The organism is Pseudomonas sp. NPDC087803 (assembly GCF_044742995.1).
Taxonomy (GTDB): Bacteria; Pseudomonadota; Gammaproteobacteria; order Pseudomonadales; family Pseudomonadaceae; genus Aquipseudomonas.
On the sequence record NZ_JBIUVO010000030.1, the window covers coordinates 38,519 to 55,840 of the forward strand.

At 60.0% G+C, this 17,322-nt stretch carries 9 protein-coding genes; all 9 read right to left on the reverse strand.

The window, feature by feature from the left end; genetic code table 11:
* Nucleotides 1–341, reverse strand: a 341-nt coding sequence (locus tag ACIOUG_RS16195; protein WP_401066930.1) for a calcium-binding protein, incomplete at its 3' end; no start/stop codon positions are given.
* Between the two features lie 221 nt (nucleotides 342–562).
* Nucleotides 563–6,103 carry a beta strand repeat-containing protein gene (locus ACIOUG_RS16200; RefSeq protein WP_401066931.1) on the reverse strand — a complete coding sequence of 1,847 codons (5,541 nt, stop codon included), beginning with the start codon at nucleotides 6,101–6,103 and terminating at the stop codon, nucleotides 563–565.
* A gap of 227 nt (nucleotides 6,104–6,330) precedes the next feature.
* Nucleotides 6,331–9,933: a glycosyltransferase gene (locus tag ACIOUG_RS16205; protein ID WP_401066932.1), complete on the reverse strand. Its 3,603-nt coding sequence runs from the start codon at nucleotides 9,931–9,933 to the stop codon at nucleotides 6,331–6,333.
* A 109-nt stretch (nucleotides 9,934–10,042) separates the two neighbouring features.
* Nucleotides 10,043–11,614 (reverse strand): flagellar hook-associated protein 3, encoded by a 1,572-nt coding sequence (locus ACIOUG_RS16210; RefSeq protein WP_401066933.1) that lies wholly within the window; start codon nucleotides 11,612–11,614, stop codon nucleotides 10,043–10,045.
* A 13-nt stretch (nucleotides 11,615–11,627) separates the two neighbouring features.
* Nucleotides 11,628–13,673, reverse strand: coding sequence for a flagellar hook-associated protein FlgK (gene flgK, locus ACIOUG_RS16215; protein WP_401066934.1), 2,046 nt, complete (start codon nucleotides 13,671–13,673; stop codon nucleotides 11,628–11,630).
* Between the two features lie 21 nt (nucleotides 13,674–13,694).
* On the reverse strand, nucleotides 13,695–14,978 hold the full coding sequence (gene flgJ / locus ACIOUG_RS16220; RefSeq protein ID WP_401066935.1) for a flagellar assembly peptidoglycan hydrolase FlgJ: 1,284 nt from the start codon (nucleotides 14,976–14,978) through the stop codon (nucleotides 13,695–13,697).
* 11 nt (nucleotides 14,979–14,989) lie between these two features.
* On the reverse strand, nucleotides 14,990–16,078 hold the full coding sequence (locus tag ACIOUG_RS16225; protein ID WP_177325661.1) for a flagellar basal body P-ring protein FlgI: 1,089 nt from the start codon (nucleotides 16,076–16,078) through the stop codon (nucleotides 14,990–14,992).
* Between the two features lie 27 nt (nucleotides 16,079–16,105).
* Nucleotides 16,106–16,801: a flagellar basal body L-ring protein FlgH gene (gene flgH / locus ACIOUG_RS16230; RefSeq protein ID WP_007965503.1), complete on the reverse strand. Its 696-nt coding sequence runs from the start codon at nucleotides 16,799–16,801 to the stop codon at nucleotides 16,106–16,108.
* Nucleotides 16,802–16,853: 52 nt separating this feature from the next.
* A partial coding sequence (locus ACIOUG_RS16235; RefSeq protein WP_401066936.1) for a flagellar hook-basal body complex protein occupies nucleotides 16,854–17,322 on the reverse strand: 469 nt, incomplete at its 5' end.

Below are 17,322 nucleotides of genomic sequence, written 5' to 3' on the forward strand. Positions count from 1 at the left end.
TAGTAGATATCGTCGCCAGCGCCACCTTCGAAAGTGGCGACGGCCGTTGTCACGGTAAAGCTGTCATTGAAGGCTGAGCCGATGACTTTTTCGATGTTGAGCAAGGTGTCACCTTCGGCATCGCCACCGCGCCCTGCCTGAGCAACCCCCGATCGAATATCCACGTTGATCGCTTGAGTAGAGGACGAGTAGTCCACCGTGTCGATGCCGCTGCCACCATCGATCTTATCCGCGCCGCCGCTGCCCTTGATCACATCATTGCCACCCAAAGCGTTGATCTCGTCATCGCCACTGGTGCCCGTCAGCGTATCCACGCTGTTTGTCCCGTTTATGACTGCCATTAACTTCTTCCTTGCCTTGTTGTTGAACTAGATACCTTCAAATAACGCTGAGGTTAATTTTGTTTAAATCTTGCTTCGAGCTCATGACCACAGCCATTTCATGTAATACCAGAAGGGAGATATCCACTTGAGACGAAACAAAAACAGGCGACACAAGGTCGCCTGTTTTCGTCACCCGATCTCCCCATCACATCCGGCATGGAAAGCATCGTGGTGCGGTATCAACCAAACATGGCAAACCCGTCACCATTGAGTGGCAGAACATCACCGTTGGCCGCTTTGAAGTGTTCGATGGTGTTGCCACCCGCGAACCAGTCCTGCAGTTTGACACCTTGCTTGGTTGGGTCGGTTACAGGGAAATAGCCATCGTTGAGGTAGAGGTCATCACCGACTCGCGCCAGTTGCAACGACGCGGCTGACTGAATGTTGTTCAGGATCAGCGTGTCATTGGTGCTATGACCATCGTCACGGATAGTCACCAGCAGGCCAGTGTTGACGATATACGTGTCATCACCTTCACCGCCGTTGGCATAGCCGTCAGCCGGCATATGCCATGCGAACGCGCCCTTGAGGCCAAGGTTCAGCGAGTCATTGCCCGCCCCACCAAGCAACACGAAGTTGTCGCCCGTGCCCGTCAGGGTGTCGTTACCGTCACCACCGTCGGCCTTGCCATGGGCAACCGTAATCGTGTCTCTGCCAGCCTCGCCATAAGCTACGGTTCCAACGTCGTCAGCCGCGCTGTAGATGTAGTCGTCACCATTACCGCCATACAGCAAGTCCGCTTGGGGCCCACTGGCAATCCCGGCCACGCTGAACGGTGCGATCGGGGAAACCAGTCCGCCATACAGGGTGTCACTGCCATCACCGCCATACAGCACGTCATTGCCCAACCCGCCTTCCAGAAGGCTGCCGACTGCGCTGGCTGTGATCGTGTCGTTGAAGTGACTTCCCACCACGCGCTCGATATTGAGCAGGACATCGCCTTGCGCGTCCCCACCCTGGTTTACGTTGGTGGCCAGGTTGATGTTCACGCCAGCAGCACTGTTGACGTACCACGCACTGTCAAACCCTTCACGCCCATCGATCCGGTCGGCACCTGCGCCACCGACAAAAATGTCGCTGTAGATCGATCCGGACAAGGTGTCGTCGAAGTTGCTGCCCTGGTAAATCTCGAAACCGGCAAACGTGTCGCCAGCCGCGTCACCCGCGTTGGCATTGGTTTTCAGGTCAATGGTCACGGCGCTGTCGGATTGCTCATAGCTGACCAGATCGACGCCATCGGAACCATCCATGGCCATGGCCGTACTGGAACCGATGAAGATATCGCCGGCCTTGGAGCCCAGGAATCTTTCAATGCTTGAGTAGGTGTCACCTGCAGCAATGCCGGAATTGACTCCGGTCTTGAAGTTCAGGGTCACACCGACAGTGCTGTCGGTGTAGCCGACCGTGTCGATACCCGCACCACCGAAGAACTGGTCGGCACCATCACCACCGAATAGCGTGTCATTGCCGATACCGCCAGTGATGATGTTGTCGATGGCATTGCCGTAACCGGTGAACGCACCGGTACCGTTATAGGTCAGGCGTTCCACGTTTGCCGTCAGCGCCTGGAAGCCATAATTGGTGCGCACTTCATCGATACCCCCACCGGCCTGCTCGACCACCGTACCGCCTACGCCATTGATGATGTACACATCATCGCCCGCGCCGCCCTCGAAGGTCGCCGTTAGCAAGTCAATGCTGAAGGTATCGTTGAATGCGGTACCGATGACTTTCTCGATGTTGATCAAGGTATCGCCTTCGGCGTCGCCTCCGATGCCGGCACGACCTGGCGTGTTGTAACGGATATCAACGTTGATCGCGGCAGCCGAGGTCGAGTAATCCACCGTGTCGATACCTGTGCCGCCATCGAAGGCAATCGCCCGGCCATCAGCGACAAAGATGTCGTTGAAGTTCGAGCCACGGATACCTTCGATGTCGGTGAAAGTGTCGCCGGTGGCAATACCGCTGTGCACGCCGGTTTTCAGGTTGACGGTCACGCCGACGGTGCTGTCGGTGTAACCCGCAATGTCGAAACCCGCACCGCCGATGAACTGATCGGCGCCGTCGCCACCGAACAGGGTGTCGTTGCCGATCCCGCCAGTGATGATGTTGTCGCTGGCATTGCCGTAACCGGTGAACGCGCCGGTGCCGGTGTAAGTCAGGCGCTCGACGTTGGCATTGAGACCTTGCACACCATAGTTGGTACGCACTTCGTCATTGCCGCCGCCCACCTGTTCGATGACCGTGCCGCCAGCACCGTTGATGATGTAAACATCATCACCCGCGCCACCTTCGAAGGTCGCCGTTAGCAAGTCAATGCTGAAGGTATCGTTGAATGCGGTACCGATGACTTTCTCGATGTTGATCAAGGTATCGCCTTCGGCGTCGCCTCCGATGCCGGCACGGCCCGGAGTGTTGTAACGGATGTCGACGTTGATGCCGGCAGCCGAGGTCGAATAGTCGACCGTATCCATGTTGCCCGTGCCGCCATCGAAGGCAATCGCCCGGCTGTCGGCGACGAAGGTGTCGTTGAAGTTCGAACCACGGATGCTTTCGATATCGACGAAGGTGTCACCCTTCGCAATGCCCGAGTTGACGCCGGTTTTCAGGTTGACGGTCACGCCGACGGTGCTATCGGTATAACCCGCGATGTCGAAACCGGCACCGCCGATAAACTGGTCGGCGCCGTCGCCACCGAACAGGGTGTCGTTGCCGATACCGCCGGTGATGATGTTGTCGCTGGCGTTGCCGTAACCGGTGAACGCGCCGGTGCCGGTGTAGGTCAGGCGCTCGACGTTGGCATTGAGACCTTGCACACCATAGTTGGTGCGCACTTCGTCATTGCCGCCGCCCACCTGTTCGATGACCGTGCCGCCAGCACCGTTGATGATATAAACATCATCACCCGCGCCACCTTCGAAGGTCGCCGTCAGGGTGTCGATACTGAAGGTGTCGTTGAATGCGGAGCCGATGACCTTCTCGATGTTGATCAGGGTATCGCCTTCCGAATCTCCGCCAATGCCGGCACGGCCCGGAGTGTTGTAACGGATGTCGACGTTGATGCCGGCAGCCGAGGTCGAATAGTCGACCGTATCCATGTTGCCCGTGCCGCCATCGAAAGCAATGGCCCGGCTATCGGCAACGAAGGTGTCGTTGAAGTTCGAACCACGGATGCTTTCGATATCGACGAAGGTGTCACCCTTGGCAATCCCCGAGTTGACGCCGGTCTTCAGGTTAACGGTGACGCCGACGGTGCTGTCGGTATAGCCCGCGACGTCGAAACCAGCACCGCCGATGAACTGATCGGCACCGTCGCCACCGAACAGGGTGTCGTTGCCGATACCGCCAGTGATGATGTTGTCGCTGGCGTTGCCGTAACCGGTGAACGCGCCGGTGCCGGTGTAGGTCAGGCGCTCGACGTTGGCGTTCAGGCTTATCACGCCATAGTTGGTGCGCACCTCATCATTGCCGCCGCCCGCCTGCTCGATGACCGTCGCATTGCCCGTGTTGAGGATGTATACATCATCGCCCGCACCACCTTCAAAGGTCGCCGAGATGGTATCGATGCTGAAAGTATCGTTGAAGGCGGAACCGATAACCTTCTCGATGTTGAACAGGGTATCGCCTTCGGCGTCGCCTCCGATGCCCGCACGCCCTGGAGTGTTGTAACGGATATCGACGTTGATCGCAGCCGTCGAAGTCGAGTAGTCCACCGTGTCGATGCCGGTGCCGCCATCGAAGGCGATGGCGCGGCTATCGGCAACGAAGGTGTCGTTGAAATTAGAACCACGGATGCTTTCGATATCGACAAAGGTATCGCCCTTGGCAATTCCCGAGTTGACGCCGGTTTTCAGGTTCACGGTGACGCCGACGGTGCTGTCGGTATAGCCTGCGACGTCGAAACCGGCACCGCCGATGAACTGGTCGGCACCGTCACCACCGAACAACACGTCATTGCCCGCGCCGCCAGTGATGATGTTGTCGCTGGCGTTGCCGTAGCCGATAAATGCGCCGGTGCCGGTGTAGGTCAGGCGCTCGACGTTTGCATTCAGGCCGATTTGACCGAAGTTGGTCCGCACTTCGTCATTGCCGCCGCCCGCCTGCTCGATGACCGTCGCATTGCCCGTGTTGAGGATGTATACATCATCGCCCGCACCACCTTCAAAGGTCGCCGAGATGGTATCGATGCTGAAAGTATCGTTGAAGGCGGAGCCGATAACCTTCTCGATGTTGAACAGGGTATCGCCTTCGGCGTCGCCTCCGATGCCCGCACGCCCTGGAGTGTTGTAGCGGATGTCGACGTTGATCGCAGCCGTCGAAGTCGAGTAGTCCACCGTGTCGATGCCGGTGCCGCCATCGAAAGCGATGGCGCGGCTATCGGCAACGAAGGTGTCGTTGTAGTTCGAACCGCGAAGACCTTCAATGTCGGTGAAGGTGTCACCGGTAGCAATACCACTGTGCACGCCGGTCTTCAGGTTGACGGTCACGCCGACGGTGCTGTCGGTGTAACCCGCGATGTCGAAACCGGCACCGCCAATGAACTGGTCGGCACCGTCACCACCGAACAGGGTGTCGTTGCCAATCCCGCCAGTGATGATGTTGTCGCTGGCGTTGCCGTAGCCGATAAATGCACCGGTGCCGGTGTAGGTCAGGCGCTCGACGTTGGCATTCAGGCCGATTTGACCGAAGTTGGTCCGCACTTCGTCATTGCCGCCGCCCACCTGCTCGATGACCGTCGCATTGCCCGTGTTGAGGATGTACACATCATCGCCCGCGCCACCCTCGAAGGTCGCCGTGATGGTATCGATGCTGAAAGTATCGTTGAAGGCGGAGCCGATAACCTTCTCGATGTTGAACAGGGTATCGCCTTCGGAGTCGCCACCGATGCCGGCACGACCCGGAGTGTTGTAGCGGATGTCGACGTTGATCGCAGCCGCCGAAGTCGAGTAGTCCACCGTGTCGATGCCGGTGCCGCCATCGAAAGCGATAGCGCGGCTATCGGCGATGAAGGTGTCGTTGTAGTTCGAACCACGGATGCTTTCGATATCAACGAAGGTGTCACCCTTGGCAATCCCCGAGTTGACGCCGGTTTTCAGGTTGACGGTCACGCCGACGGTGCTGTCGGTGTAACCCGCAATGTCGAAACCGGCACCGCCGATGAACTGGTCGGCGCCGTCGCCACCGAACAGGGTGTCGTTGCCGATACCGCCGGTGATGATGTTGTCGCTGGCATTGCCGTAACCGGTGAACGCGCCGGTGCCGGTGTAAGTCAGGCGCTCGACGTTGGCGTTCAGGCCTATCACGCCATAGTTGGTCCGCACTTCGTCATTGCCGCCGCCCGCCTGCTCGACGACCGTCGCATTGCCCGTGTTGAGGATGTACACATCATCGCCCGCGCCACCTTCAAAGGTCGCCCCGATGGTATCGATGCTGAACGTATCGTTGAAGGCCGTACCGATGACCTTCTCGATGTTGAACAGGGTATCGCCTTCCGAGTCGCCACCAATGCCCGGACGCCCTGGCACGGTGTAACGGATGTCGATATTGATGCCTGCGGCAGACGCCGAGTAATCCACCGTGTCGGTACCCGCACCGCCGTCGATCTTGTCGGCACCGGCCCCACCCATAATCAGATCATTGCCACCCAGGCCATTGATCTCATCATCCCCGCTCGTACCGATCAGCGTATCCGCGCCGTTTGTCCCGTTTATTACTGCCATTACTTCTTCCTTGCCTTGTTGTGAATAGGTACTCGTCGCGGGCGATAAACGACATCGCAGCGATCACTGGAGATCAACGATTGTGTTGATATCGACACACCCCCGTCACGGCTTAAGCCGTCGGCAAAAAAATGTATCAGGATTGATGCAATTACGAGTTTCACAGGCAAAAAAAAAACAGGCGACTGCAAAGTCGCCTGTTTTTCAGGAAGGCCTGCGCGAATCGCTCAATCCGCCAGCCAGCCGTTCTCCCAGTAACGCAGATTGTCGCCGCGCAAGATGTAGTCGCGCAGCACCACCTCACGCAACTCGTCACCCATGCGGTAGCTGGCATCCGGGTCGGCCAGGTGCATGCGGATTGCCTGCAACCATTCATCCGTGGAGTTGGTCTTGATCCGCGTGCACGGCAGATAGCCGCGATACGCTTCGGTGTCGGTGCAGATCACCGGGTAACCGCAAGCACCGTACTCCAGCAGACGCAGGTTGCTCTTGCAGTCGTTGAAGATATGAAACTCCAGCGGCGCCAACGCCAGATCGAGATTGAGGCTGGCCAGTTTCGCCGGATACGCATCGAGGGGAATCACTCCGTGGAATTCATGCATGTAGGGACGCAGGTCATCCGGGCACATGCCGAAAAATACCCAGTCGACTTCATCCGCCAGTTCGCGCACGACATCGGCGATCACCGCCAGGTCACCATGGTGACTGGTGCCGCCGCCCCAGCCGACTCGCGGCTTTTTCGAGGTCCGGCGCTGGCTGCGCAGGTTGCACCAGAATTCTCTGGCCAACATGTTCGGCACGACGCGGATGTCGTGATGCATGTCCGACAATGCGTTGGCCAACGGCTGAGTCGAGACCACGACGCGGTCGCACATGCCGATCGCCCGGCGAACAATGCGCTCCATTTCATACTTGTCCGGCATGTTGCGGATATGCGCATTGCGATGTGGCACATCAATGACGTAGTCATCCAGCTCGTAGATGCGCCGCGCATTGAAGTAGTTGCACAGCACCGGCATTTCGTTGACCGACGCCTCCGTGTAACGCCCTTGCAGAACGATTACATCAGGCGACATACGCTCGATTTCAACGATCGGCGGCAGGTTCACACTATAGCGAATCTGCCCTTGTACCCGTCCTGCCGCTTCGAGTTCGATCAGCGGTTGCGTGACGCGATAGTGACCGATCGCCGAGGCATTGATCGGCAACCCGAGAATCTTCGGCTGGGTGCTAGTGCTGAAAGGACTCCAGCCGGTGCGCAGGCCCGGTTCGAGCGTGAAGCTTGAGCCCGTGTGTTTGTGCAAAGACAGATTGGGATTGTAGGCAGGGTCACGGGCAACGACCGGCAGCCAGCGTTTGAAGAACGTTTCTTCCTGCTGATTGTGCGCGACCCCCTCTTCATCGTTGACCGCATCTACCGGCTGCGCGCCCAGCGCCAGCGCCGCATAGGGCGTCCACACCACCAGATAACCCTGCCGGGCTACGCGCAGCGCCAGATCCACTTCATGCAGCATGCGCGGCAGGCTCTGCTCATCCAGGCCACCCACTGCATCGAACACCGACTTGCGCAACATCAGGCAATCGGCGCCGACAGCGCTCAGATCCTGGACCACCTGCAAACGGAACATGTAGCCGGAGGATTGCATCGACTGGCCATAGAATGGCAGGCCGGCCGGCCCCTGCAAGCCGAGCACCAGACCTGCATGCAAAACATAGCCATCGGGATTGAACAGTTTGGCGCCGACAATGCCGACTTCCGGGCGCTGAGCATGATTGAGCAGCTCGTCGAGCCAGTCAGCCTGAGTGATCACCGTGTAAGGATTGAGCAGCAGGACGTATTCGCCCCTCGCCTGACTCACGGCAAAGTTGCGCAATGCGGCGACATTGCCCTGCTGCGGGTAGGTCAGCACGCGTATGCGTTCGCTGCCCAATTGCGCCATGCCGTCCAGCCACGTACGAGCCTCGGCGGTCTGACTCCCATTGTCGACCAGCAACAGCTCATATTCGCTGTAAGCGGTTTTTTCCAGCAGGCTTTCCACACAGCGTTGCAGCGCTGCAATCTGGTCGCGGGTCGAAATGATGATCGAGACCAACGGTCGATGCGCATGCCGATAATCGACTCGATTGAGCAGTTCGACACTGCCTCGGCGCAGGTCGTGGGAGATACCCAGACGTTCAAGATGTGCCGACAGCAATCGTGAATTGTTTTGCGTCACGGCTGGCAGCGACAGCCACTGGGTCAGGTCGAATGTCGACTCGATGGCAATCTCGGCCAGATGTCCGACGACCTGGGTGCCGTGGTCTTCAACCATACGCCAGAGCATGTCGTGAGGCGCAAGCTCAGTGAAGGTCGAATCGAAACCGCCGAGTGCCAGAAAAACCTCTCGCCGGAATGCCAGCGCGCGACCGACATAAGGGTAGCTGCGCATCAGATCCAGGTTGAAGTCGGGCTTGAATGCCGGCTCCACCGATTCCCCTGCACGCAAGCTGCCTTCATCGCTGTACAGACAATGCAGGGCGCCGTTGAAGGCGATGCGCTCGGCCATCATCAGCAGGGCCGGGGGTACCAGACGATCACCGGCGCGCAGCAGATAAAACCAGTCAGCGCCTTCCAGCTGCGGCAGCAGTTGATTGATCTGTTGCAGATAATCGTCCTGCAGCGGCAAATGGAACACCCGTCCGTCCAGTACCGGCTCGGAACAATCGGTGGACAGTACCAGCGTCAACTCGGGCGGATAGACCTGCGCGGCGAGACTCTCCAGTGTACGTTCCAGCGCCGCCGGACTGCCCTGCTCGTCCACCACGACTGGCACGATTCGCGGCGTGGAAGGCCAGCTCGCCAGCGTGTCCGGCAGCAATCTGCTCTGCACATCACTGAGCCTGCGGCACTCCAGCCATTGCGCATAGAGTTCGGCAAAACTCTGGCTGTCCGCGCCCACCTGCCAGACCTGGGCACTCTGTTTGGTGCCGAGCGAGCGGCTCAGCGGCAGTTCTACCCAGACCCGGGGCGACTCATCCGCCTTGGGCATAGGCACATAACGCGCCCAGCCCTTCGCAGGCGCCGACTCTCCGCTACGCGCCTTGAGCATTTGCAGCAGCCATTGCTGCTCGACGGCCAAAGCATCCTTCATCACTTGCTGGCCACTCAGGCGATCCGGGTACAGGCGTTCGATACTCAAGACATGATTGGAGATCACCGCGTTGCCGCGTCGCAGCAAACACACGAACAATGCGAAATCCAGGCTTGCCACAAAACAGTGGTCCGGCTGCGTCAGCGCCGGCAGTAACTCGACAACGTCGGCGCGACGGAACAGGGCATTACTGAAACCACCAAGAAGGTTCGACGGGAACGTCTCGAAGAGCGCCAGCAGGTCCTCACCCTTGAACAACCCACTGACCGGTGACAGTGGCGTATTTTCCAGGCGTGAAGGCAGCACCATGTCGTCGGCGTCCCAGAACAGACGCTGGGCCAGCACCAGATTGACCTCGTCACGATGGGCCAGCACATCGGCCTGACGTTCGATACAGCTGGCGAACAGCTGATCGTCATCACACAAAAACTTGATGAATTCGCCCTGGGTCAGATCCAGGCAGGCCTGCAGATTGCCGACCATGCCCAGGGTGCGCGGGTTACGCACGTAATGTACGGCGACCCCGCTCTGCTCGATCATCGCCGCGACAATGGCTTCGATTTCATCGCCACGACTGTCATCGCACACGATGATTTCGAGATTGCCATAACCCTGGCCGACAGCGCTGCGCAATGCGCGCTCGAAAAAGCGCGGGTTGAAGGCAGGGATGACCAGACTGACGAGAGGAAGTGAATTCACGGCGGGCTCACAGGCGGTACGAGCCCGCTCGGTGAAGCGAGCCCCTGAAACCGCAAAAAAACATTAACTGAGGGACGAGACAAACGGGCGCTTGCGCGCCCGTCCAGTGTCAGATCTTGTTGAACAGACCCAACTGACTGATCTTGCTGAAGGCCAACTGCGAGGCTTGCAGCATGGTCTGCTGCAAGGTCAGGCGCGTCATCACCTCGGCCGGATCCGAATCACGGATCGAACCCTGGGTCGTGGTGTTGGCCTGGATCAGACTCTGGTTGGTCGTGTCCTGATCATCGAGCGACTGCCCGCGAGCACCGATCGAGGTCACCGCAGCGCCAATCTGGTTGGAGGCGCTGTCGAGGTTGCCCAACGCCGATTCCATGGCCCCCTGGAATTTCTGCTTGACCACCGGATCACTATCGATCGGCAGGTTCAGCGCCGTGACCATCTGACCCAGGGTGTCGAGTACGTTCTGGGTCTGGTGGTTGTTGGACTGGATCGAGAACTGATCGCCCGCGCCCGGCGTACCGCCGATGGCGAAGGTCACACCGGCAGCCGTGGCATTGCCACCGACCACGGTGCCCGACGACACTGGCTTGCTGTCGGCGGTAACAGGTGCCGCGTAAAGATCGAAGTCGGTGGCGCTGGTGAACTTCAGCACTGCGCCGCCACCTGACGGGAAGGCCGCGCTGTAGGCCGCCTGGTCGGTCACGCTGGAACCGGTGATCACTGCGGTCGACGGGTTGCCCGGGCTGCGCGCCGTGGTGAACGAGTCAGGCGTGGCCGACAGCTGGAAGCTGTGACCGGCGATGACTGCGTCAGGGTTAGTGTCACCGGCCTTAAGGTTGATGTTCAACTTCAAGTCGACGCCACGGAAGCTGACGGCCTGGTTAGTACCGTTGCTATTGCTGATCACACCGTTCTGGCTGGCCTCGGACGTCACGTCGTTACCCAGGGCATCGGTGATCTTCAACTGGGTGCTGCTGACAAAGCTTACGGTGTACGGCTGGCCACCGGAGAACTTGGCGTTGTATGTCGCAGCGGTACCGATCGTACCGTTGGACAGCACCACACGACCGTCATCCACCGCCGGAGCGGTCATGGTGGTCTGGGTGCGGCTGGTGTTAATGGTCTGCTGGAACGCGTCCCAACCGGTGGTGTTGGTCGCTACCGACATGCCGTCGCCAATGCCCAGGTTGATCTGGGTCTGATCACCGTTGTAGGTGTAGGTACCATCGACGTTCTGCGAGTACGGCGCGGTGTCGGTCTTGGAACCGGAGAACAGATAGTTGCCGTTGGCATCCTTGGAGTTCATCAGGCCCAGTACCTGTTGCTGGATCTGGCCCAGTTCCGCCGCGTAAGCCTTGCGGTCAGCATCGGTGGCGATGCCGTTGTTGGCGGCCAGGCCAATTTCCTTGGCGCGCTGCAGAGCCGTGGTAATGGAGTTCAGAGTGGACTCCTGCACAGTCAGCGCGCTCTTGGTGGTGTCGATGTTGCCCTGATACTGGTCGAGCATCGCACTTTGCTGACCCAGCTTGAGCAGTCGACCGGCGCCGATCGGATCGTCGGCAGCGGTGTTGATGCGCTGCAGGCTGCTCGCTTCGTTGGCGGTCGCGACCGTCTTGCTGTAGTTGCGCTGATATTGAGCAGCTTGCGTCGCGTAATACTGAGCGGTGGAAATGCGCATGAATTACGACTCCTTAAAGACTGTTGATCAGCGTGGCGAAAGTTTCCTGCGCAGCTTTGATGATCTGCGAAGACGCTGTGTAGTACTGCTGATACTTGACCAGGTTACCGGTCTCTTCATCGAGGTTGACCTGGGACAGCGAATCACGCGCGCCCTTGGCCTGATCGAGGATCACCGAGGTGGCGTCGCTGTCGGACTTGCTCTGTGCAGCCTTGGTACCGACGTTGGTCACCAGTTTGTTGTAGGCGTCGGTCAGGCTGATGCCTTTGCTGCCGCTGCCGGTGTCCACGGTCTGCTTGGTCTGCAGGCCGACCAGCGCCTGCGCGTTGCGGTTGTCCGAAGAGGCCGCGCCGGTCAGGTTGATGGTGAAGGTTTCGCCGGACGTCGGCGTCGCGCCCACGGTGGTCTGCACGGTGAAAGTCTTCTGCACGTTCGGCGTGACAGTGGTGTCCATCACCGGAGCACCGGTGGAGTCGACCATGCCGACCTTGAGGTTCAAGGTGTTGGCCTGCCCCGGCACGATGGTGCCCGAACCGATGGTGTTGCCCTTGGCGTCGACCATGTTGTACGACTGGCTGCCGCTGGCGACCGCACCGAACACCAGTTTGACCGGCGTCGAATACTTGAGCGCATTCTGCAACTCGGTCTGCGACGCCGGGTTGTAGATGTCGATCGAATCGGTCAGCGTCGGCTGGGTGTAGGTGCCGGAATTGCTGGCACTGGCCACGCCGGTCAACGGCGCTGCCGCAGCGATTTTCTTCGGATCGGTCAGCACGGTCTGAATGGAGGTTGCTGCGTTACGGGTCGGGGTCACCTTGAAGGTGTCACCAGCGCTCAGTGCACCGCCATTGAGGGCCAGGGTGAAACCGTCGATCACTGGCGGTGGCGTGGTCGTCGTGCTGAACGAGCCCATGTCGGTGCCATCGGAGCGCTTGACCGAGTAGTCGGTGGCGCTGGTGAAGGTGACCTGATAATCGCTGGTGGTCAGCTTGCCGGTGTCCTTGATGGTGACATCGAGGTTGCCCGAACCTGCGCTGTTGCCCGACTGCGCAATGCTGCGCTGACTGATCAGCGCGGCACTGTTGATGTTGTTGAAGATCGCCGCGCCGAAGTCACCGTTCTTGTCGATGCCCTGGGCTTGCTGACTGTTGACCTGATCGGCCACCACCAGCGCGACACGCCCCAACTCATTGAGCGAAGGGTCGAGCACTTCTTTGCGATAGGTCAGCAAGCCACCGATTTCGCCACCGCTCATCGCCGAGGTGATGTCGATCACGCTTGAGCCGCGGTCCATCTGGATGGCCATGCGCGTCGGATCGTCTTTGCTCGGCACGGTGCTAAGGGTGTTGGTGGTGTTGCCGATCACCAGCGGCTGGCCGGTACCGATATACACGTCAAAACTGCTGCCACGCTCGACGACCTGCGCCCCGGTCAGCTCGGAGAGCTGACGCACAGCTTCGTTTCGGGTGTCGAGCAGATCATTCGGCTGGCCGCCGCTGGTGGAAATCTCGCCGATCTTCTGGTTCAGATTGGCAATCGAAGTGGCCAGCTTGTTGACCTGGGAAGTCATGTCGTCCAGGTTGCCGTTGATCGTGGTGTTCTGATCGTTCAGCTGTTTGGCCAGCGCATTGAAGCGGCTGGTCAGCGCCTGTGCACCGGTCAGCACCGACTGACGGGAAGTGTCGTCGGTGGCCGAGGTTGCCACGCCCTGCATCGTGGTGAAGAACTTTTGCAGCACACCGGTCAGGCCGGTGTTGGTATCGGACATCGAGGCATCCAGCGCAGTAGCCTGGGCACCGTACGCAGCCGCTTCGCTATTGAGCGATGTGGCGGTATGCAGCTGGTTCTCGAGATAAGAGTTGTAGACCCGGCGCACATCGGCCAGGGTCGTCCCCGTACCGATGAAGACATTGCCGAACTGCTGCGAGGACTTGGTGCTCTGCACGGTTTGCTGGCGTGAATAACCGGCGGTGTCGACGTTGGCAATGTTGTTACCTGTAGTCGCGAGAGAGGAAGAACTCGCGGCCAACCCCGACATCCCGATATTGAGCAAACTCATGATTCAAACCTTACCGTATGTTTATAGAGGCGTCGTTGAAACGCCGGCCGCAGCGTAGTTTTCAAAACTGTTCATCTGCTTGGCTATCTGCGAAATCTTCGTCGCGTAGTTCGGGTCGGTCGCGTAACCGGCCTTTTGCAACTCGCGTACAAACTGTTCTGGGTTATCGGCCGACTTCAGCACATCTTGATAGCGATTGTTGCTCTGCAGCAAAGTCACCAGATCGTGGAAGCTGTCCTTGTACGAGGCATAGGAACGGAATTGCGCCGTCTCCTTGACCATCTGCCCGTCACGGAACTCGCTGGTGATCGCCCGGGCCGAATCGCCGGTCCAATTGCTGCTGGCCTTGATCCCGAACAGGTTGTGACTGCTGCTGCCATCCTGGGCGCGCATCACCGATTTGCCCCAGCCGGTTTCCAGCGCGGCTTGCGCCACCAGATAACGCGGATCGACACCGATACGCGCCGCGGCTTCTTTGGCCATCGGCAGCATGGTGTTGACGAATTCGTCGGCGGAACTGAAGGCGCGCTTGGCCGGCGCCAGCGGAATCTGCGCCATCGCCCGGCCATAAATCTGCATCTGCCCGCCGGACGCCTTGGCGTCTTCGGCACGGCTCAGCCAGTCGCCGTTGTACAGCGGACCGGAACCGGTGGCGGCCGTGCTCTCGGTGCGTTGCGGCAACGCGTTGGCGGCGGTCGGCGTGGCCGACGGCACCAGACCGGCGAGCAAACGATCGGCCAGTTTCGGCGGCAGTGCCAGACGACGCTTGTTGATCATTTCCATGTCGTTGGCGTGCGCCAACTGAGTGTTCGGCGCATGCAGCGAACGCGAGGCCCACAACGGGCGCTCGCCATTGAGCCGCGACAGCGGGCCGGTGCCAGTGGTGCCGGCAGCAATCGGCGTCTGCACCGCAGCGGCTTTCGCCGCTTCCTGCTTGGCGGCGGACGCGGCCGCCGCCTCACCCGGCGCCATTGGCTTGTTCTTCGACATCTGCTTCATCAGCACGTCGGCCAGACCGATACCACCGCCCTCGCGGGACAGCGACACCGCCAGTTGCTGGTCGTACATTTCCTGATATTGCTTGGCCGCCGGCGTGTTCATCGGGTTGTCTTTACCCAACGCCTCGGTGGCCGAACGCATCGACTTGAGCATTTCGCCGAGGAACAGCGATTCGAACTCCTGCGCCACCTTGCGCATGTTCGCGTCGCTGTTCTTGTCGCCGACCTTGAGCTGGTTCAGACGATTGAGGTCGGAGTACGAACCCGAATCGCCAGTGCCCACCAGACTGCCTTTGCGCATATCCATGGTCGCCGTCCTCAGATCACGATCAGGTCGGCTTGCAACGCGCCGGCCTGCTTCAGTGCTTCGAGAATGGCCATCAGGTCACCCGGTGCCGCGCCGACCTGGTTCACCGCCCGCACGATCTCGTCGAGGGTGGTGCCCGGGCCGAACTTGAACATCGGCTTGGCCTCCTGCTCGGCGTTGACCCGCGAACGTGGAACCACCGCGGTCTGGCCGTTGGACAGCGGGCCAGGCTGGCTGACGATCGGGTCTTCGGTGATGGTCACGGTCAGGCTGCCGTGGGTCACGGCGGCCGGCGAGACTTTCACGTTCTGGCCGATGACGATGGTGCCGGTACGCGAGTTGATGATGACTTTCGCCACCGCCTGACCCGGGTCGACCTCAAGGTTTTCGAGGATCGACAGATAGTCGACGCGCTGGCTCGGATCGAGCGGCGCCGTCACACGGATCGAACCGCCGTCGATGGCTTGCGCCACGCCAGGGCCGAGCATGTCGTTGATCTTGTCGACGATGCGCTTGGCGGTGGTGAAGTCGGAACGGTTGAGGTTCAGCGTCAGGCTGTTGCCCTGGTTGAAACCGCTCGGCACCGAACGCTCTACCGAAGCGCCACCCGGAATACGACCGGCCGACGGAACGTTGACGGTGATCTTCGAACCGTCACGCCCTTCAGCATCGAAACCACCGACCACCAGGTTGCCTTGAGCGATGGCGTAGACGTTGCCGTCGATACCCTTGAGCGGGGTCAGCAACAGGGTGCCGCCGCGCAGGCTCTTGGAGTTACCGATGGAGGACACAGTGATGTCGACCTGCTGCCCCGGTTTGGCGAAGGCCGGCAGATCGGCACTCACTGACACCGCCGCGACGTTTTTCAACTGCACGTTGCCCGATCCCGGCGGCACCTTGATGCCGAACTGCGAGAGCATGTTGTTGAAGGTCTGCAGGGTGAACGGGGTTTGCGTCGTCTGGTCGCCGGTGCCGTTAAGCCCGACCACCAGGCCGTAACCGATCAACTGGTTGGAACGCACGCCGGAAATGCTGGCGATGTCTTTCAGCCGCTCGGCGTGGGCACCAAAGGCTGCGGACAACAGGGCCGCAGCCAGCATCAGGTGTTTGAATTTCAAAGTCGCCACCTAGAAAGGGAACAGCGGGCTGAGGAAGAAACGGTCGAACCAGCCTGGCTGACTCGCATCGGCAAACGAACCGGTGCCCGAGTAGGTGATGCGCGCATCGGCGACACGGGTCGACGACACGGTGTTGTCGGTGGCGATGTCATCGGCACGCACCAGACCGGCGATCCGCACCAGCTCGTCGCCGGTGTTGAGGGTCATCCACTTCTCGCCGCGCACAGCGATGATGCCGTTGGGCAGCACGTCGGCCACGGTCACGGTGATCGAGCCGGTCAGGGTGTTGCCCTGCGCCGCCTTGCTGTCGCCCTTGGTCGCACGGTCGCCGCTGTAGCCGACGTCGAGGCTCAGGTCGTTACCGCCCAACGGGTTGTTGGTGGTGCCACTGCCGCCGAACAGCGAAGTCAGGCCGATGCCAGTCTTGCTGTTCTTGGCCACCTGGGAGTTGGCGTTCTTGCTCGCCTGAGTCTTCTCGTTCAGGGTGATGGTGATGATGTCACCGACCCGGAACGCTTTGCGGTCGCTGTACAGGTTCTGCTCGAAGCCGGCCTGATAGATCGAGCCGTTGTTGGCCGCCGCCGGCAATGGCGTGCGCGGCAACACCGGAGCGTAGTAAGGGTCATTGGGCTTGGGCGTCGGTGCGACGCAGCCCGCGAGCGAGACGACCCCACCCAATGCCAGAACAGATACGAAGCGTTTCATGACCCTACCTCACGGTGTTGCTGGCGGCCTCATGGCCGCCCCATAGACTTGATTACAGATTCTGCGTTACGAACGAGAGCATCTGGTCGGCGGTGGAGATCACCTTGGAGTTCATCTCGTAAGCGCGCTGAGTGGTGATCATGTTGACCATCTCTTCAACGGTGCTGACGTTGGAACCTTCCAGGGTGTTCTGCAGCGTGGTACCGAAACCGTTCAGGCCCGGGGTGCCGATTTGCGGCGCGCCGGAAGCAGCGGTTTCGAGGAACAGGTTGTTGCCCACCGCTTGCAGACCGGCCGGGTTGATGAAGTCGGCGGTTTGCAGGTTGCCGATCACCTGAGCGGCCGGGTTGCCAGGCACAGTGATCGACACGGTGCCGTCGGTGCCGACGGTGAAGCTCTGCGCGTTGTTCGGGATGACGATGGCCGGTTCCAGGGCGAAACCGCTGGCGTTGACGATCTGGCCGTTGGAGTCGAGGTGGAAAGTACCGTCACGGGTGTAGGACGTGGTGCCGTCCGGCTGC

What these genes read in the sequence shown, in the direction of transcription:
- ACIOUG_RS16200 (WP_401066931.1), bottom strand. Translation starts at nt 6,103, where the DNA reads ATGGCAGTAATAAACGGGACAAACGGCGCGGATACGCTGATCGGTACG.
- ACIOUG_RS16210 (WP_401066933.1), bottom strand. Translation starts at nt 11,614, where the DNA reads ATGCGCATTTCCACCGCTCAGTATTACGCGACGCAAGCTGCTCAATAT.
- flgK (WP_401066934.1), bottom strand. Translation starts at nt 13,673, where the DNA reads ATGAGTTTGCTCAATATCGGGATGTCGGGGTTGGCCGCGAGTTCTTCC.
- flgJ (WP_401066935.1), bottom strand. Translation starts at nt 14,978, where the DNA reads ATGGATATGCGCAAAGGCAGTCTGGTGGGCACTGGCGATTCGGGTTCG.
- ACIOUG_RS16225 (WP_177325661.1), bottom strand. Translation starts at nt 16,078, where the DNA reads ATGCTGGCTGCGGCCCTGTTGTCCGCAGCCTTTGGTGCCCACGCCGAG.
- flgH (WP_007965503.1), bottom strand. Translation starts at nt 16,801, where the DNA reads ATGAAACGCTTCGTATCTGTTCTGGCATTGGGTGGGGTCGTCTCGCTC.